Origin of the sequence: Acetobacter sp. UBA5411 (assembly GCF_002409645.1) — a bacterium.
GTDB lineage: Bacteria > Pseudomonadota > Alphaproteobacteria > Acetobacterales > Acetobacteraceae > Acetobacter.
In genome coordinates this window covers 45,559-64,763 of record NZ_DHNR01000009.1, presented here as the reverse complement: position 1 = coordinate 64,763, position 19,205 = coordinate 45,559, and the positions used below count along the sequence as shown (strand labels likewise).

At 53.4% G+C, this 19,205-nt stretch carries 15 protein-coding genes; 7 read left to right on the top strand and 8 right to left on the bottom strand.

The genetic code is table 11. The annotated features are described in order from the left end of the window. Positions 1 to 153 precede the first annotated feature (153 nt). The 5 genes from B3759_RS03305 (at position 154) to B3759_RS03285 (ending at position 6,560) form a co-directional block, all read left to right on the top strand. Positions 154 to 1,398, top strand: coding sequence for an LL-diaminopimelate aminotransferase (locus B3759_RS03305; RefSeq protein WP_018308539.1), 1,245 nt, complete (start codon positions 154 to 156; stop codon positions 1,396 to 1,398). Next, positions 1,395 to 2,717, top strand: coding sequence for a homoserine dehydrogenase (locus B3759_RS03300; RefSeq protein WP_291363601.1), 1,323 nt, complete (start codon positions 1,395 to 1,397; stop codon positions 2,715 to 2,717). Before B3759_RS03305 ends, B3759_RS03300 begins: the two co-directional genes overlap by 4 nt. Before the next feature lie 84 nt (positions 2,718 to 2,801). Continuing rightward, positions 2,802 to 3,800, top strand: a complete 999-nt coding sequence (gene glpX, locus B3759_RS03295; protein ID WP_291363600.1) for a class II fructose-bisphosphatase — start codon at positions 2,802 to 2,804, stop codon at positions 3,798 to 3,800. Between the two features lie 22 nt (positions 3,801 to 3,822). Continuing rightward, the gene (recJ, locus tag B3759_RS03290; protein WP_291363598.1) at positions 3,823 to 5,652 is read left to right on the top strand and encodes a single-stranded-DNA-specific exonuclease RecJ; all 1,830 of its coding nucleotides are present in this window, start codon (positions 3,823 to 3,825) and stop codon (positions 5,650 to 5,652) included. A 38-nt stretch (positions 5,653 to 5,690) separates the two neighbouring features. Next, positions 5,691 to 6,560, top strand: a complete 870-nt coding sequence (locus B3759_RS03285) for a glucosamine inositolphosphorylceramide transferase family protein (RefSeq protein WP_291363596.1) — start codon at positions 5,691 to 5,693, stop codon at positions 6,558 to 6,560. Between the two features lie 103 nt (positions 6,561 to 6,663). On the opposite strand, the gene B3759_RS03280 is transcribed toward B3759_RS03285, so the two are convergent. From B3759_RS03280 to B3759_RS03245, 8 genes are all read right to left on the bottom strand, one after another. Continuing rightward, positions 6,664 to 7,617 (bottom strand): hypothetical protein, encoded by a 954-nt coding sequence (locus B3759_RS03280; protein ID WP_291363594.1) that lies wholly within the window; start codon positions 7,615 to 7,617, stop codon positions 6,664 to 6,666. 979 nt (positions 7,618 to 8,596) lie between these two features. Beyond that, entirely contained in the window at positions 8,597 to 10,270 is a 1,674-nt protein-coding gene (locus tag B3759_RS03275) for an ArnT family glycosyltransferase (protein ID WP_291363592.1), read from the bottom strand. Continuing rightward, a complete protein-coding gene (locus tag B3759_RS03270; protein ID WP_291363707.1) occupies positions 10,264 to 11,004 on the bottom strand; it encodes a glycosyltransferase family 2 protein in 741 nt (246 codons plus the stop codon). The genes B3759_RS03275 and B3759_RS03270 overlap by 7 nt, the downstream gene beginning before the upstream one ends. Before the next feature lie 55 nt (positions 11,005 to 11,059). Continuing rightward, positions 11,060 to 11,554 carry an ATP synthase F0 subunit B gene (locus B3759_RS03265; protein ID WP_291363705.1) on the bottom strand — a complete coding sequence of 165 codons (495 nt, stop codon included), beginning with the start codon at positions 11,552 to 11,554 and terminating at the stop codon, positions 11,060 to 11,062. A gap of 22 nt (positions 11,555 to 11,576) precedes the next feature. Then, positions 11,577 to 12,191 (bottom strand): hypothetical protein, encoded by a 615-nt coding sequence (locus B3759_RS03260; RefSeq protein ID WP_291363590.1) that lies wholly within the window; start codon positions 12,189 to 12,191, stop codon positions 11,577 to 11,579. 15 nt (positions 12,192 to 12,206) lie between these two features. Beyond that, positions 12,207 to 12,431 carry an ATP synthase subunit C family protein gene (locus tag B3759_RS03255; RefSeq protein ID WP_010667433.1) on the bottom strand — a complete coding sequence of 75 codons (225 nt, stop codon included), beginning with the start codon at positions 12,429 to 12,431 and terminating at the stop codon, positions 12,207 to 12,209. Positions 12,432 to 12,482: 51 nt separating this feature from the next. Continuing rightward, positions 12,483 to 13,232, bottom strand: coding sequence for a F0F1 ATP synthase subunit A (locus B3759_RS03250; RefSeq protein WP_291363587.1), 750 nt, complete (start codon positions 13,230 to 13,232; stop codon positions 12,483 to 12,485). Between the two features lie 36 nt (positions 13,233 to 13,268). Beyond that, on the bottom strand, positions 13,269 to 13,565 hold the full coding sequence (locus tag B3759_RS03245) for an AtpZ/AtpI family protein (protein WP_232876314.1): 297 nt from the start codon (positions 13,563 to 13,565) through the stop codon (positions 13,269 to 13,271). 331 nt (positions 13,566 to 13,896) lie between these two features. On the opposite strand from B3759_RS03245, the gene B3759_RS03240 reads away from it, so the two are divergent. Then, a complete protein-coding gene (locus B3759_RS03240; RefSeq protein WP_291363583.1) occupies positions 13,897 to 17,175 on the top strand; it encodes a Hint domain-containing protein in 3,279 nt (1,092 codons plus the stop codon). Positions 17,176 to 17,223: 48 nt separating this feature from the next. Next, a complete protein-coding gene (locus B3759_RS03235) occupies positions 17,224 to 19,200 on the top strand; it encodes a glycosyltransferase family 4 protein (RefSeq protein WP_291363581.1) in 1,977 nt (658 codons plus the stop codon). Positions 19,201 to 19,205: the final 5 nt, after the last annotated feature.

Here is a 19,205-nt window from a genome sequence, read left to right as displayed (position 1 = left end):
GTATACCGATTTTCAAGATTACCGCGTCAGATCGGGAATGAGCGCTGACCTTCCAAAAGCGTCAGCCTTGCCACCACTCTCATCCCTTCCTATACCTTTTTCCCCGCCATTCTGGCAGCAAGAGCCGTAAGAGCCACTCAGGACAGTCCGGTCATGACCGAAGAGTTCCATCGTATCCGTCGCCTTCCTCCCTACGTTTTCGCGGAGGTCAACAAAGCCAAGGCCGCAGCCCGAGCGCGGGGCGAGGATATCATTGACCTCGGCATGGGAAATCCGGACAGCCCGACTCCCTCGCATATCGTGAAGAAGCTTGTGGAGACCGTCGCGGACCCACGTAGTCACGGATATTCGGTCAGCCGTGGCATTCCCGGCCTGCGCAAGGCTCTGGCTGGCTATTATGACCGCCGTTTCAACGTGAAGCTTGATCCGGATACGGAAGTCATCGCGACACTGGGCTCCAAGGAAGGTCTGGCCAATCTGGCGTCAGCCATCACAAGCCCAGGCGACACCATTCTGGTTCCGAACCCGTCCTACCCGATCCATCAGTTTGGTTTCATCATCGCGGGCGCATCCGTACGCTCGATCCCGGCCTATCCCGATGACGAGATGCTGCGCGCCCTTGAGCGTGCCGTGCGTCATTCGGTGCCGAAGCCGACCGCGCTGATCGTCAACTTCCCATCCAACCCGACGGCGTATCTGGCGGACCTCGATTTCTACAAGGAAATCGTCAAATTCTGCCGTCGGGAAGAAATCTTCATCCTGTCCGATCTGGCCTACGCCGAGATCTATTTCGGTGACCTCGTGCCGCCCTCCATTCTGGCGGTCGAAGGCGCGAAAGATATCGCCGTCGAATTCACTTCACTGTCGAAGACCTATTCGATGGCGGGCTGGCGTATGGGTTTTGCCGCAGGCAATCCGCGCCTGATCGAAGCGCTGGCACGGATCAAGTCCTATCTCGATTACGGTGCGTTCACACCGATTCAGGTTGCGGCGGTCGCAGCACTCAGCGGTCCACAGGATTGCGTGGCGGAAATTCGCCAGCTCTACAAGGATCGTCGCGACGTGCTGCTGCGTGGCCTGCACGCCGCCGGTTGGGATGTTCCCAAGCCGGAAGGCTCGATGTTTGCATGGGCGCCGATCCCTGAGAAATTCCGGGATATGGGAAGCGTCGCGTTCTCCAAGCTGCTCCTGCAGGAAGCTGGCGTGGCCGTCGCGCCGGGTCTCGGCTTCGGTGAGCATGGCGAAGGGTTCGTGCGTATCGGTCTGGTGGAAAATACCCAGCGTCTGCGTCAGGCAACCCGCGCCATCAAGGGCTTCCTGAACGCCAATGGCATTAATGGGCCCAGCCAACAGGGCCCACAACAGAAACAGTCTGCTCTGGAGGATACCGCGTCGTGAGTTCGTCTAAAGGAGACGTCGCTTTCAAAACCCCGCTCCGCCTTGGTGTTGCGGGTCTCGGCACAGTAGGTGCCGGTCTTGCCATTCTCCTGCGTGACAACGCGGATATCATTACGAAGCGGGCCGGTCGCCCGATTGAAATCACGGCTGTCGCTGCCCGTGACAAGACGCGTGATCGCGGTATCGATCTGAGCGCCCTCACATGGCACAGCAATGCCGTCGATCTCGCCTCTGATCCGAATGTCGATGTCGTTGTCGAACTGATCGGTGGTTCCGAAGGCACGGCTCGCTCACTGGTAGAAGCTGCCCTGCAGGGGGGCAAGGCCGTAGTGACGGCGAACAAGGCGCTTCTGGCTGTGCACGGCGACAGCCTCGCCCGCTTGAGTGCTGCCAACAAGGCGCCACTGCTGTTTGAAGCGGCTGTGGCTGGCGGCATTCCTGCCATCAAGACGGTCCGTGAAGGTCTGGCTGCCGACCGCCTGCTTTCCATCGGCGGCATCCTGAACGGCACCTGTAACTACATCCTGACCGCGATGCGGGAAACCGGACGTGACTTCAGCGACGTGCTCGCTGAGGCACAGGAGTTGGGCTACGCGGAAGCCGATCCTTCCACGGACGTTGACGGAATCGACGCAGCCCACAAGCTGACGATCCTTGCCTCCCTCGCCTTTGGTCAGCCTGTGGAGTTCGACAGCGTTCATGTTGAGGGCATCCGCTGCATCGGCGCGCTTGATCTGACATTTGCCCGCACGCTTGGCTATCGCATCAAATTGCTCGGTCTGGCCCGTCAGTCCAAGCGGGGCGTGGAAGCGCGTGTCGCGCCCTGCCTCGTGCCGGAAGCAACACCGATTGCGCAGGTTGATGGCGTGTTCAACGCCGTCATTGCTGAAGGCACCTTTGTCGGTCGTCTGATGGTCGAAGGCCGTGGCGCTGGTGCTGGCCCGACTGCGAGCGCTGTTGCCGCCGATATCATCGACGTTGCACGCGGCAACACCGTCCCGGTCTGGGGTACGGATGTAGCTACACTGAAAGCCACACAGAGCCGCCCGGCATCTGAATGGCACGGCGCATTCTATCTGCGTCTCAGCGTTGCTGACCGTGCTGGTGTCATTGCCGACATCACCGCCATCCTGCGTGATTGTGGCGTTTCTCTCAGCAGCATGATCCAGCATCCTTCGGCAAAGCAGGCTCAGAACGTGCCGCTGGTACTGGTCACGCATCCGACTGATGAAAGCGCAATGCAGGCCGCACGTCAGCGCATTGCTGCTCTGGATGTAGTCTCAGCGGAGCCTGTGCTCATTCGCATCGAAAACTTCTGATCTCGACCTCAGCCTTTTCGGGTGGTACCATCAATTATTAACATGGCTTAAAGCCACGTCATTTTTCTGACCGGAGCAACAGATATGTCGGCCGAAACGAATACCCCCTCCTACGTCGTCTCGGACCGAAATCTGGCCCTTGAGCTGGTTCGTGTCACGGAAGCCGCAGCTGTCGCGTCCGCTCGCTGGACCGGTCGCGGCAAGAAGAACGATGCCGATGGTGCAGCGGTGGAAGCCATGCGCAAGGCTTTCGATACGGTCGCCATTGATGGCACGGTCGTCATCGGTGAAGGCGAGATGGACGAAGCGCCGATGCTCTATATCGGTGAGAAGGTTGGCGCTGGTGGTCCGGCAATGGACATCGCTGTCGATCCGCTGGAAGGCACCAATCTCTGCGCCAAGGACATGCCGAACGCGATCACCGTCGTGGCGCTGGCCGAGCGTGGCAACTTCCTGCACGCACCAGACGTTTACATGGACAAGCTGATCGTCGGTGCTGGCCTGCCTGATGACGTGATTGATCTTGACGCATCGATTGGTGAGAACCTTCGCAACCTCGCAAAGGCTCGCGGTCGCCATATCGGTGACATCACGCTGTGCGCGCTTGAGCGTGAGCGCCATGAAGAGCTGATTGCCAAGACCCGCGAGGCTGGAGCCCGTGTCCGTCTGATCTCCGATGGTGATGTGGCGGCTGGTATTGCTGCGTGTCTTGAGACCTCTTCAGTTGATATTTACGCAGGCTCTGGCGGAGCGCCGGAAGGCGTTCTGGCGGCGGCGGCTGTTCGTTGCATGGGTGGCCAGATGCAGGCCCGTCTGATGTTTGAAGACGACGCGCAGCGTGAGCGCGCCCAGAAGATGAACCCCAACAAAAAGCCGGACCGCAAGCTCGGCCTGCATGATCTGGCTTCCGGCGATGTGCTTTTCTCCGCGACGGGCGTCACCACCGGGTTCCTGCTGAAAGGCGTGAAGCGTATGCCGCACCGCTCGGTGACCCACTCCCTCGTGATGCGCTCAAAGTCCGGCACGCTTCGCTTTATTGAGGGCTACCACAACTACAATACGAAAACCTGGAGCGTTTCCTGAGCGCTCTTGAACGGCTCATACGATGATTCTGGAAGAGAAACTCCCTGACACGACCAAGGAAAACACTCTTCCAGAACCTGTTTTAGGGGTCACAGAGAGTCTTCTGGGACATCGCTGGGTCTGGCGGTCAGGAGCCGATGACCCAGCAACTCTTCGGTTGGGAAGCGCTATCGCGCAGTCCTGCGGCCTTCCCGAAATCGTTGCCCGTATCATGGCGATGCGTGGCCTGAAGGCGGAAACAGCATCCGCTTTCATTGAACCGCGTCTACGCACTTTTCTTCCTGATCCCTCCTGCCTGAAAGATATGGACGTTGCTGCGGCACGTCTGGCGAAGGCTGTTCTAAATCACGAAACCGTTGGCATTCTGGGCGACTATGATGTCGACGGCGCCTGCTCCTCAGCGCTGCTGACAGAGTATCTCCGTCAGTTTGGCTGTGTCGTATATACCCACATCCCTGACCGGATGAAGGAGGGCTACGGCCCGAACGAGCAAGCCCTTCTTGGACTGGTGGAGCGCGGGGCCTCCCTTGTTGTCTGCCTGGATTGCGGCACAGCCGCCGCTTCCATACTCGCCTGCCTGAAGCAAAAAGCTGATGTCGTTGTCATTGATCATCACAAAGCGGAACTGTCGCTGCCCGACATTCATGCGCTGGTCAATCCCAATCAGCCAGACTGCGCTTCCGGCCTGAACCATCTCTGTGCAGCAGCTCTCACGTTTGTCACGCTGATTGCAACAACGCGCGCCTTGCGTCGCAACGGCTATTTTTCCGAAGACCAGCCCGAGCCGGATCTGCTCGCCTGTCTGGATCTGGTTGCACTTGCCACCATCTGCGACGTCATGCCTTTGCAGGACATTAACCGTGCTTTTGTCCATCAGGGATTGCGCGTGATGGGAAAGCGTCAGCGTGTCGGGCTACGCACGCTGATGGAAATTGCGAGCGTGGTTGAGAAACCCAACGCTTTTTCATGCGGTTTCGCGCTGGGTCCAAGGATCAACGCAGGCGGCCGGATTGCTGAATCGGATCTCGGTTTCAGACTACTGGCTGCTGAAGATGATTTTTCGGCCCGCCAAATGGCTGAACGTCTGAACGACGTCAATCGCAAGCGGCAGGATGTGGAAGCAGACATTCTGGATGCCGCGATGGAGCAGGCCCGCCTTCAGTTCGATGCAGGCAATGCCGCCCTGCTCGTCACGAGCCAAGACTGGCATGCTGGTGTCGTCGGCATCGTTGCAAGCCGCATCAAGGATGAATTCAACCGTCCCTCTTTTGTCGCTTCCGAGGACGAGCATGGGAAGCTCAAGGGATCAGGACGCTCCATTCCCGGCTTTGATGTGGGGGCTGCAGTCATTGCCGCCAAGGAACATGGTCTTCTCATCGCGGCAGGCGGTCATGCAGCGGCGTGTGGATTTACTCTTGCCCAAGAAAACCTGCCCGCATTTCATGCTTTCCTGAATGAGCGTTTTGAGGCGGTAAGAGCCTATCCCAAGAAACCATTTCTTTCAGTGGACGCCATTATTCCTCCCAGTGCCGCGACTTCTGATCTGGCAAAAGCTCTTGGCGTTCTTGCTCCTTTTGGGCAGGGCAACGAAGAGCCTGTTCTGGCAATAGCAGATGTCAAGGTGGATCGTTTCTTCCGGATTGGAGCAAACAAGCGATCAATACGCCTGACATTGTCTGGTGAAGGCAATCGCAAGATCAATGCTGTTATGTTCAATGTCAAAAACGATGCGATACTGGATACGTTGGAAAATCTGAGCCGACCTACATTGAATATCGTGGGATGGCTCCGCGTCGACGCATGGCAAGGTCGTGAAAACACAACTTTTTTTATCTGGGATTTGTCTGCCTGACCATTGGAAGGCGTTCTGAATCCCGCTATTGACTCATTATGAGTATTTTCAGGACCGATATCTGGAAAATAGGAGCCATTACTGCTCCCATCCAGCGTATAATCGAAGCGGGTTCTATTGATCCATTTCCGATTCACTGGCTGCCTTTGAACGGTTCTTTCCGTTCCTTATCCGATCCATTCGGTATGTGGCACAAAGGTGATCTATATGTTCTTGCTAAATATTATGACTACCGAACACGCAAAAGCGTCATAAAGGCTTTTCGTCTGAACGGAATGTTTCAGGTCATGGAGGAACGAGTTGTTCTTTCTGAAGCATGGAACCTGACTTATCCAACACTCATCGAAGACGATGGTGAAATCTGGATGCTTCCAGATCCTTGTGGATCGAGCAGACTGACGCTGTACCGTGCTGTAGATTTTCCTTGGCAATGGGAAGCTGTACCTGAGTTTTCATTTCCCTACCCTACAATTAACGCCACGCCTACGAAAAGTGATGGGTTGTGGTGGATGTTTTATACTTCGCCTGACTCTGCGCCTAAGACGCTCAAAATTGCCCAGTCAACGCATTTGTGCGGACCATGGGAAAACATCTCCACGCAGACAACTGAAGGTGATAAAAGCATTAGTCGGATGGGCGGCTCTCCTGTCATACAAGAAGGCAGGATCATATTACCGACCCGGACTGCATCCAATGCTTATGGCGATAGCGTCCGTCTTATAAGTGCCACTCTCCCTCTATCGGCCACTTCCAGCTTTAATCCTGGCACCGAACTGAGAGCGCCCGCACGTTGCGCTCCATATACACAAGGGCTGCATACGCTATCGGCCGCTGGAGATGTAACTTTCATTGATGCCAAGCGTATTGACCGAAATTGGCTGCATAGATTGATAATCGATGTTAGATAATCTTATTAAATTACAATAACATCTCATCCAAAATGCACTGCTGACGTTTCCGTTTTAGCAGAAAGACAACCAGTAGGAATCTATATTTCAAGCAATACTATTTTTAGAATTTGGGAGCCTCACCATCCCATGTCACTACTTTTCCAGGACCACAAAGTCCACCTATAGTTCCACCAAAACCATAGACTGTTGCGGGCAGTTTGACATTACTCCACGAAACCTTGGTTTCCACATAACACGGTTGTTTTGGCGCTTTTGGATTCCATCCATTTACAGTAATCGTAGAACCAGCGCTCATATACAATGAGCCGGCAGCCACACCAGGGAGAGCATTCAATACGATCTCGGGCTTTGTGCTTTCGCTGTTTTCCAAATGCCCGGTAAAATCAGTTGGTCCATTCAAAAACATCTGCTGATTGTTATAATCGAAACTTGTTCCTTGAAAATCCAGTTCAATATTTGATTCCTCATCAAGCCCAACAATCGCATTGTTGTAAATAGCGCCACCAACAAAAGTATTCCTTTCTCCGGCATTTTTTGTACCAGGAGGCACGAAAATGCCAGTATTCCCTCCCCCAATTATTACATTGAACATATCTACTCCCCAAACTCCGCTTCCCAGGACCAACCCATGATTAAATCCCTGAATAGACACACTTGAAAGAGTAAAAGCCGCATTAGTCACATAATCTCTTGGATTAGTATAATTCATGACAATTCCATCAATTGATTTGTTTCCAAAAAGAGTAATATGCTCAAGCTTATTAATTGTAGCATCGCTACGGTGTCCATATCCTTCTTCGGATATATAAAAACATGCACCATTATTCATGCGGCATTCAAATATAGCATCTCTTATGGTTACCAACTCAGGGTTTATTTTTAATGTTTTTGAAAGCACCTTTTTAGCGCCATGAAGATCGATAACGCAGTTGCTTTTTTTTGCATAACAAACGTCTAACTGATCTTGTAAAGTAGAGCTATCATCAGCTGCTTTAGCAGTATGAAGACTACTAACAAAACACAATGCAAACAAAACGTTACGATAATATATCATTTCCATTAACCCATATATTATGCATTTTTTATATACTTATTACCATATCGCGAAAAAATGCAAGCTTTCTGAAAAATCCAAATTATTCACTATAAGTAAAAGCATTTTTAAAATTCGCACTTTGTTTTCTTGAAATATAGCTCTATATATAGGATTTTATTTATTTTTATATAAATAATATTTATAATTTCAGTATCTGCATTTTACTTATTTTATTAAATAAAAGTTTATAATAAATCGCGCAATTAAATCAACAATATTTCGCGAATAATTATTAAAAACACAAATTAACTATAATTCTATTGTATATTTTCAAAATATAGCTCTCATACTACAATAACATAGATACTCAAAATAGAAATTATAAACTGCTAAAAATCTAATTTTTATATTGAAAAATAAAATAGTTACTATTTGTTAAAAACACATGTTTACTGCAGTAAAATTTATATTTAATGTATATCTTTTATTTTATATAAATTTTTATATTTATATATGCAAGAAAAATTTCCTTTCCCTTCCCTCAGCCTTCACTGAAAACAGGCTAAAGATTTTAATATAGAAACCTTGATTGCCCGACTGTTAATTCTACCCCAAACTAGGCAAACTTTAACTTCTCCGAAACCTTCTTGAGTTATCAAAGTCCTAACTTCACTATTTTCTAGAAGGAAAGGATAAAGATATGCGCATAGTCGAAGCCGCTCGACTGATCACGACAGGCCGCATTAATCCCGAAACTCTCTGGGAAATTACGACACCTGCAGAGCGGGTCACAATTGCCCTGCTGGCAGGCCGACCTGACTATCTACCTAATAATGCCAACACACCCAATGCTGCGTGGTCTGTCATGGATACTCGTTGTCGTTCTTTGGTCCAGCGTAGAGCCCCGGTTCATGTAAGACGATGCTTGCCTGATTATAAACCTATGCCAAAAAGCATATCCCTCAAGTCCAGCCAACAGAACACAAAATCACACGATTCATCTGTTCAAAACGCCATATATACCAATATCCAGCCACTTCCCTGTTGAATAATTAAATCCTGAAACTCGCCCATATTCGATCGTTTTAATGGATTTACTCGAAAGCTCTTCGTTAAAAGTTTTTTCATCGCGCCTACCAACCAAAGCTAACCCACAAGATTTATTGGTTTCCAACATACGCGCTGCATTCTTGGAGGTATCAAAATTAATTCTTCCATGCATCAGAAATACAAAGCTTGGTTCAGAAAATGAGCTTGATATAATTTCAGAATCAGAACAGGGCAAATGCCGATTAACAGCCACCGTTAGTCTGGGAGACAGCCATATTTGATGTAGACGCGGGATAACTCCCAAAAACAATCCCACATAAATCAGAGTAGCCGCTCCCATTGCATAGAGTGCAGCCTGCTTCATGCTGACTGCAATAACGGCCCGCACAGTTAAAATTAAAAGAGGAAAACTACCGATAGCGATAAGGCATGCTTCGGCAGGCACTCTACCTTCAATGACTTTGCTGATAACTATTCCTGCTAGCGACAATGCCACGCCGATACTGAGGCAAAGGCCGCCATAGACAAACAAAGCTATTCTACACCATTTTTTTTGTGGCCAACTCCATCCTTTACTCGAACAACAGAGTGCTGCTCCAGTAAACAGAGCGATTGCTGGATATGTCGGCAAAACATAATGAGGAAGTTTTGTTGCGATTAATTCAAAGATAATCCAATGCGGAATAATCCAGCAAAGTAGATACTGGATCTGCCAGCTTGCTCTACGTGCCCAAATAAATGGAAGTGACGCTGCCGCAAAAAAGGACCCCGGCCAGAAAGCTAGTCCAAAAACAAGAAGATGGAAACCTGGAGGAGCGCCGTGAGCTTCCTGGCCCTGCCCTATTTTTCCTAAAAAATTTCTTCCGACAGAGTGTTGAAAAAAATCTCCATGGCTAACGACGCCAATCGCAACGCACCAAGGCACCACAATAGCCAGCATAACAAGCCAGCCCCATCCGAAGCGTAAGCGCTGAAGCCAGGACCCGTTTCTCTCAACAAGGGCCAAGCACAAGGGTGTTCCAAGGCCGGGGATAAGAATGACAGGCCCTTTAAGCATAAGACCGCAACCCAAGGCACTCCAGAACAGCAAAGCCGTTTTAACTGGGGTCCTACGATCTTTACTTCTATCCTCAAGGACGAGAAGAAGCGAAAATTCAGCAAGAAGAACAGCGAGTAACAGCGTGCTGTCAATTGTCGCCATTCTCCCTTCAGCTTCTACAAGTACTGAAGTCGCCAGCAAGGCACCCGAGAGCAGCCCCGCCGCGGGATTGAACAGTATAGCTCCCATCCATGCTGTCAGACCGATAGCGGATGTCATCGCAACAAGTGAAGGAATGCGATAAGCCCACACAGCCCTATCGGAGAGTGTTCCTGTTAAGGAAACGGCGGCAGCCTCAAGCCAGTAAATTCCAGCAGGCTGAAGATATCGCGGTTTATCCTGAAACCGCACATCAATGAAATCATGGCTCTCAAGCATCTGGGCTGTAGCCTGCATGTAACGCGGCTCATCCCGATCAAAGGGAGGTATGCTTGCTCGCCCAGGCAATAAGAGCAAAAAGGCACAGAAAACAAGAAGTAGCAGGCGATTGATAAATGAGCTCGTCAGCTTGCTCTTCAGCATTCTTCGACTGTTTCAGGCAATCGGGTTCTGTTTCTCAGCCACACAACGCCTAGCAGATCTCGCACTCCAACAATGGCGCGCCCAAGATTGGTATATTTGGACTCTCCATGAAGCCGGGAACGATGTCTCACCGGCTTACATACCAATGGAACCCTGTAGGTTTTCATGAGGGCCGGAAGAAAGCGATGCAATCCCTCAAATTGGGGCAAGTTCAGGAAGTCTTCACGCAGAAAGACCTTCATCGGCGCACCAGTATCAGGGCACTCATCGGCCAGAATGCGCTGGCGAAGACCATTCGCAAAGCGCGTAGCCAGACGACGCCATATGGTGTCCCTACGCTTCAAGCGTGTCCCAACGACCAGAGGTGCTCGACCAGCTTCCTCTCCAGAAACTCCTAATGCAAACAACTCGGGGATTTCAGATGGATCATCCTGTCCATCCCCATCTATGGTCGCAATCCAGCGACCTTTTGCATTTTTGATGCCCGTTCTTAGAGCGCCTGATTTACCACAACGCCTATTGTGCCTGAGAACACGCAATCCCTGCAGACCAGAAATTGTTTGCCGAGCCTGGATCAATTTTTCCAGTGTACCATCGACACTTCCGTCATCGACGAAAACAATTTCACAGTCGGGAAGGTTTGGCAGAACGGAAGCCAATTCCTGACACACAGGAATAATATTCTCCCGTTCGTTAAGCACTGTGAGAACAATGCTCAAAACAGGCGAACCCACAGAGAAATTTTCATTCTCTGTGGGACATGCTTCCTTGCTCGACAACAAGGATTTATCAGGCTGCACGGGCAGTCAGGGCGGCAGGCAGATCCGCAATTGCCTTATCAATCATGGAAACAGATGACTCTGGGTTAACTGTCTCTTCAATCACAAGCCGGGCACTCTTGAAAGCAGCCTCAACCGCAGCAGCCCGTACCTCTTCAACAGCAGCACGTTCTGCAGCCGCAATGCGATCACGAGCCATCTGCTCGCGACGGCTCAACATTTCTTCGGCTTCGACACGGGCTTTTGAAGCCATATCTTCCGCCTGCTTGCGTGCCTGCTCGATAACAGCATTCGCTTCCGCGTAAGCCTGCTCACGCTCACGCGTTGCATCTTCACGCATCTGTTCGGCTTCACGACGAAGACGGGCAGCCTCTTCAAGCTCGACCCGAATACGGTCGGCACGAGCGTCGAGAAGCTCTCTAAGCGGTTTCCAGATCTTTGGGCCAAAGATCACAAAAAACAGCACAAATGACGTCGCGTACCAGAAGCCAGCTTCTTGAAAAATTGTCACTGACGCTATCTCCCCGTCACGCGATTGCCGAAATCGTGGACTTTTCAGCTGCTACTTTTGCGACAGCCGCTTCAATCCTGACACGATCAGGCTTTGTTCCGGTCAGCTTCTGCACCAATGCTTCAGTCACATCGGATGCAATCGGCTTAAGGGATTCAAGAGCCCTGGAGCGTTCTTCCGCAACAGCTTTTTCGGCTGAAGCAATTTCAACCTCCAGCTTGGAACCCAATTCAGCCAGACGAGATGCTGTCTGCTTGCGCTCCTCATCAAGCACAGCATCAAGATGCGCCTGAGCCTCGGCAGCTGCTGCCTTTTTTGTCTCATTCAGTTCTCGGACAGCATTGTCGGCATCGACTTTTGCTGCACGCGCCTGATCGAGGTCACCATTTATACGCTGACTACGGCTGGCAAGAACCGTATCGACCTTCGGCAATGCCCAACTGCGCAAAGCGAGGTAGAAAAACAGAAAGATGCCAGCACCCCAGATAACCTGCCCCGTAAGGAGCGGGTTTCTGAAGTCCAGCTGAGGCATACCCGCCGCGTGCGCGCCGGGCGCCGCCGCCATGAGAAGCGGCAGACTCGAGACTCCTGCAACGAGAGAGTGACGAATCAGGGAAACCGGATTGCGCACGAAGCTACTCCGTCCTCAGACGAACAGGATCAGGAAGGCGATCAGAAGGGCGAACAGCGCAACAGCTTCTGTCAGCGCGAAGCCAAGCATGCCAAGGCCGAACACATGCGGGCGAGCCGCAGGGTTACGAGCGATGCTGCTGACCAGCGTGGAGAAGATGTTTCCGAGCCCGATGCCGACACCGGCAAGGGCGATTACAGCGATACCGGCACCGATTTCACGGGCTGAAGCGAGGTCCATTTTGATTTTCCCTATTAACGAAAAAACGTAACCCGACGGGGTCTGCCCCAATTAGTGGGACACAGCCTCCCTCAGATAGATGCAGGTCAGGATAGCAAACACATAGGCCTGCAGAGCACCAACCAGCAATTCCAGTCCCATCAGCGCAATATTGATCACGAGAGGGCCAACCGCGAGCACATCACCAATGAAGCCAAGGCCGGCCAGCATGATAACGAAGCTTGCGAAGATATCGAACATCACGTGGCCAGCCACCATGTTGGCGAACAGTCGGATCGACAGACTGACCGGACGTGACAGAAAGGAAAGAATTTCAATCGGCACCAGCAGCGGAGCCAGCAGCACCGGCGCTCCCGCAGGCATGAAGTGCGCGAAGAACTTGAACCCCTGCACCTTCAGCGAAACAATGATCGCGATCAGGAACACCATCAGCGCCAGAGCAAATGTCACAGCGATATGGCTGGTGAAGGTATAGGAGAAGGGGATGAGCCCCAGATAGTTACCAGCGAGGATAAAGAAGAACAAAGCGAAAATGAAAGGAAAGAAAGCAGTCCCTTCAGGTCCGATCGTATCCACCGCCAGATTATGGATGAACTCGTAGCAGATTTCAGCCGCAGCCTGAAGGCGACCAGGAACAACTGCTGCCGGTTTCATCCCGAAATGAAGGAAAGCCAGAACAAGCACGCATGCCACAACCATGAAAATGGGTGCCTGACTGAGACTTAGAGCCTCGCCCAACCCACCCAGAACCGGATGCAGCTCGAACTGCTCGAGCACGTTGATACTTGAACCGCCCGCCAACGTTATTCTCCCCGACCTTTCTGGTCGCTCGGATTCTTATTCTTGCCGTTCCAGCGACTTCATCAGCCGCCAGACATTCAGGATACCGGCGCCACCGCCAAGAAGTGCAAAGATCACGATGAAAAGGGCTCTGAAATGGAACCAGCGGTCCAGTCCCCACCCTGCCAGCACACCAACGACGAGCCCGCCCAGCATTTCACTCCCTGCCCTCGCCGCCAGAGACAGGAGCGATTTGTCCTGAGCATCCGGTTTCTGGTCAGTGGCCTGCTTACCCGCGACGCGCTTTTGCGCAGCCCGGAGACGTTCGTCAAAGGAAGTTCTGTCCTCGGTCACCTGCACCTCCCAACTGGGTGCATCGGCTTGCTAACGACCCTGCATTTCCCTGTCAAGCAAGCGTGACACTTCTGTAACCAAGTGATCATACGGAATAGCGCTCCGTCACGTGGAAAAAGCCCATTTTCAATACCCTTTTTGGGAACAAAACCCCGTCTTAAACGGACTTTTAACGAGCTTTGCCGTCCTTTTAACAGCCACCCGAAATGGATCGATGCGACAGTGTGGATCATCAGGCGACGCGGTTAAAACGAATCTGATTCTGACAGATCAGCCTTCCTGAACCGACACCCGCATGAAGAAATCGAGACCGGCAAATGAAGGCGCTGTCATGACAACCTCCTCCAGCTTTTCAGGCACTGACAGTTTTGTCCTCAGCGGCCAGACAAACACCGTTGCATCCGGCACGATCGTCTCGGCAGTGACTGTCCTTGGTGGTGGAACACTGGTTGTCAGCGGCATTGCTAATGGCACCAGACTACAGGGCACGACAGCAGGTTCGGCGCAGGAAATCGTGCAGAGCGGCGGCACTGAACAAAATGTGACTGTCCTGTCCGGCTCTGTGCAGATCATGAGCGGGGGGCTGCTGAATACGGGCATAGCGCTTGCAGGAGGCTCAATAGCACTCTCCAGCGGTGCTGTGGCCGATAGCCTTGTCGCAGGAAGTAAAGGCGCCATCACAATATCATCCGCTGAAGTGACATCCGTAACGTTCACCGGCGGAACCGTGAACGTTACGGATGCCCGTGTCCCGGTGCAGGCGGTTTCGTCCGGGACACTCGTTCTTGGCAGCGCAACCTCTGTCACGGGATTACAGACGGAAACCGATGGCACACTGATTCTCAACGGTGGCAGCGCATCCGGCACAGTGATCAGCGGCGTATCGGCTCAGGAGCAGATACTGGCTCCCGCTGGATCAGGCGGTGTTACGGATCAGAATTTTCTCATCCTCGATAGCGGCTCACAGCAGGTCATGAACGGCGCATCCGTAGAAAACGGGACAGTCGCCTCAGGAGGAAATCAGACGCTTCAGAGCGGGACATCCGCCCGGCAGATTATCGTTGCTTCTGGCGGAATCCAGACTGTCGCTTCCGGTGCAACGGCCGTGAATGACGTGGTCGAGGCAGGTGGTTTTGTGACAAATGATGGCACACTCGTTTTTGAGGGCCAAAGTTCCGTCGCAGGCCAGATTTCAGGGGCCGGAGCGATCACTCAGACCGGCTCTGGCACGACTCTGCAATTCACATCAGGCGCTCTGGAGCATTTTTCCGGCAGCATCGCCCTCTCCGGCGGCACCGTCATTGTCGCTGACGGTGCTGAAGCCAGCCATGTCCAGTTCCTTTTCTCCACATCAGGCGGAGAATCTCTGGTGCTGGGCTCAGTCCCGACCAACCTGACTCTGTCCGGTTTCGGCGCGAATGACAGTGTTTTTCTGTCCGGCGTGACATCGGACACATCGCTTTCTCTCGGCAGCGGATCACAACTGACGCTCGAATCGGGTGGTGCGGCTGTTGAGACAATCTTTCTCGACAGCGGAACGGACTACAGCAACGCAAATCTGACACTGGTTGAAAATGCGGACGGTACCGGCGCCACCCTGTCGTTTGGCGGGGCTGCCTCCCCCCACATTGATACAGTCATCACCAGCGGCGATGTCGGCGCAGTGGTCGCCACAGATGAAAATGCTCTCATTCCAGCCACATCCTTTGCCATCAACACGATGGTTGAGGCTGGAGGACGGCTTTATGTCGATGGGCTGGGCCTGCAGAACGAAGTGCACGGCACCGACGTTGTCGATTCTGGCGGGCGGGTCGTGCAGACCAGCCTTTATGGCTCCGAGGAAGTGCTGGCGGGCGGCTCAGCCTCGGCTACCAACGTCATGGGCGGTACACAGTCCCTCCTTGGCGGAACAGCTACCGAAACGACCATTACGGGTCGCTATAATGCGAACAATCTTGGCCCGGACATGATGATCGACGGGACGCAGATCGTCGGCGCGGGAGGTCTGTCCAGCGACACGACTGTGAACGTCGCTTTCGCAGGAAGCACTTATCTGCCTTTTGGTCAGGCTATTTCCGACAGCATCCAATATGTCGAAAACGGCGGCACAGCGGTCGACACCACACTGACAGGCCTACATCTGGGCTGGTTCTACCACACCACTCCCATGTGGGCGGATGGCTATGCTCAGCAGATCGTCATGTCTGGCGGGACGGCGATTCATACGACGGCCAATGCCAACGCCAACATTGATGTGCAGGCAGGTGGCTCGGCAGCCAATATCGCGCTGGATGGCGGCACGCTCACTCTTGAGAATGGCGCTCTTTACACAGGCACCCTCACCTTTCTGCCGAACAGCGATCCGGGACAAACGGTCTACGGCATGTCGGGCAGCCACACGACGCAGTCAGTGCTTAACATCACGATGGATCAGCTCGCATCCATCACCATTCAGGGCTTTGACGTTATCGGCGCGGTCTCGTCGATGGGGCTGACCTCGCTTTATAGCGCGTCAGGCACCCAGACTGTCAGCACGATCAACCAGATTGTCATTACCGATCTGACATTCGCCGGAACGGCCAATGAGATCGATACCGGATTCATCGATTCCGACGGCGTTCTGACCGTGACCGAGGGGAGCGAAAGCGTGTCCATCCACCTAGGTGGCACATTTGGCTCACCATTCTACTTTCAGCGCGCTCCTGATGGCGGCACCCGAATCACTTACGGCGTGCCCTGCTATTGCCCCGGAACGCTCATCACCACACCAGATGGAGAGCGTCCCATTGAGACCCTCTCGATTGGGGATGTCATCCGGACAGCTTCCGGAGAAAGTCGCGCGATTCGGTGGATCGGGCGACGCAGCTATGACGGACGCTTTGCCGCTGGCAACCCGGATATCCTGCCCGTCGTCATTCAGGCTGGCGCTCTGGGAAACGGCCTTCCGCACCGGACCCTGCGTGTATCGCCGCTTCACGCGATGGCGCTGGACGGTAAACTTATTCCTGCCAGCCTGCTAATCAACGGCTCCAGCATAACCCAGACGCGCAGGCCACGCCGCGTGGATTATATCCATATTGAACTCGAGACTCACGATCTCCTGCTGGCGGAAGGGGCCGCCTCTGAAACATTTGTCGACGATGACAGTCGGGCCATGTTCCACAACGCTACTGAGTATGCGGCGCTTTATTCCGAGGAAATGCGTCAGACGGCACGCTTCTGCCTGCCCCGCATCGAAGATGGTCCGCTCCTCGAAGCAATCAGACAGCGCCTGAAAACGCTCGCTGCTGACGTCATGGAGCGTAATAGGGTCAGCGGCTTCGTAGACGCAGTCACTTCCACGACGATTGAGGGGTGGGCACGCTGCGACGCTGCCTCCGATACACCGCGTGAACTGATCATCTATAGCCGGGACATCGAACTGGGCCGTGTCACAGCGGATCGTTTCAGAGAGGATCTGACTGGAGAAGGACGTTATTCAGGGCGGCACGCGTTCCGCTTCGTCTGTGATGGCCCGGTGGTGGCGGACCTGATCCATGTTGAGGATGCTGACACAGGAGGCTGCCTGATCAATCCGGCAAGCAGATCGCTGCACGATCATGCCGCCTGAGCGTTTCCGTTCGTAAAACTTTCAGGATTTTACCGGACACTGCTCTTTATGAGCGTGTCAGAAAAATCGGCCGTGCCGGCCGAATCAGCCTTTGCCGGATTTGTTGACGTCATCAGTCATGAACCCGGCCAGGGCTGGACGATTGCGGGCTGGGCGAGAAACCTGACCGACCCGTCAGCCCGTTATCACGTTCGCATATTATGCCACGGCAACCAGATTGCAGACGTAACGGCAGACGGCTTTCGGGAAGATCTGGTCATCCCGGGTAGCGCGGACGGGCATCATGCCTTTTCCATTCTGATCCCGGACGATGCTGCGCCTGCAGCAGAAATCAGCTCTTTCAACGTGCTGTTGCTCCCGGATCGCCAACCACTCCCTTTTGCCGAGCATCTTGCCAGCACGATCCCGGCTGACCTGCGCGCCTCCATTGATATTGTCGGACGCGACAGGATCGCAGGCTGGCTGCGAAGCGATACCCACCCTGAAACGCGCCTCAGTGTGGCGATCATGGTCGATAAGGCGCTGCAGCACCGTATGCTCGCCAATCAGTTTCGACCGGATCTGCGCGATAATGGCCTTAGCGACGGCCGTTACGGCTTTGACATCATGCTCTCGCCGCCGCTCTCTCTAGACAGTGACCATGTGGTTTCAGTTCTCTGTGCTGAGACCAATACACACCTGCCCGGCTCACCCCTGCATTTCCCGGCGACACGTCGCTTCAATGAGACATTTCGCCAACACGTAAGACAGACTCTCAACGGAATAGTGACGGCACGTCAGCGCGAGGCGGCTCTGGAGTTCCTTGCCGATCAGAGCCACCAGCTTCGGACCCAACAGGGACGCGACGATTCTCGCAAGGCGGCGACAGAGCACCATCGGCAAGCCCAGCGACGCAAGGAAGCTGAACCGGGCGTAACTGCCGCCAGAATCCTGTTTGTTGACGATCGCGCTCCCGATCCAACCCGCGATGCCGGTTCCAGCGCTCTCCTTTCACACATGCAGGCAGCACAGGCGCTTGGCTATGAAGTCAGCTTTATCGCATCAGTCACGGAACCGGCCTCTGCGGCTGTCCGGGAGCTTGAGAAACAGAGCTTTACCTGCTGGCATGCTCCAGCCTACCCGACGGTTGAATCCCTACTTCGGACGCAGACAAACAGCTTTGATGCCATTTATTTTCACCGTCTGACCAACGCTGGCCGCTACCTCGATCTGGCAAGACTTTACATGCCGGGAGCTCGCCTGATTTCCAGTGTGGCCGATCTGGCGTGGGTACGTCTGGAACGGCAGGCCATTGCCGAAAATCGTCCTGAATTACGCACGGCTTCCGGGCAGGAAAAAGTGCGGGAACATATGGCGACGTGGGCGTCCCATAGCGTGATCACTCATTCACCTGTCGAAGCCGATCTGCTGGCTGCTGCGGTTCCAACTGCCAGCATCCATGTTGTTCCATGGCATCTGGAACTGAAAGCACCACCTCTTCCGTTTGAACGACGGCATGGTGTGGCTTTCATCGCGCATTATGGGCATGCCCCCAATATTGATGCCGCCAAGTGGCTGGTGAATGACATCCTTCCACTTCTGCGAGCGGAGGCTCCAGATATTGAAATCCTGCTAGTTGGGAGCGCCATGCCGGATCTGATCATTCAGATGAGTGAGATACGCAGTGTGCGTGTGCTTGGCCATGTCGCTGATCTGGACAACTTCCTCCGCTCCGTGCGGCTGACAATCGCTCCCTTACGGTTCGGAGCCGGTATCAAGAGCAAGGTTCTGGAAAGCTGGGCTGCAGGTATCCCCTGTGTCACCACGCCCATTGCGACGGAAGGCATGAATCTTCCGCCGGAATTACAGACTGCTGTCGCCAGCAGTGCTGCGGATCTGGCACGTCTCACTGCAGATCTTTACCACACCCCTGAAAAAGCAGCTTCTCTGGCAGAAGCTGGACGCGACTATATCCGCATCCGTCATTCAGCAGAACGCGTGCGCTCGGCGCTTGACCGGAGTCTTGGACTTGCACGCAAAACATGACCCAA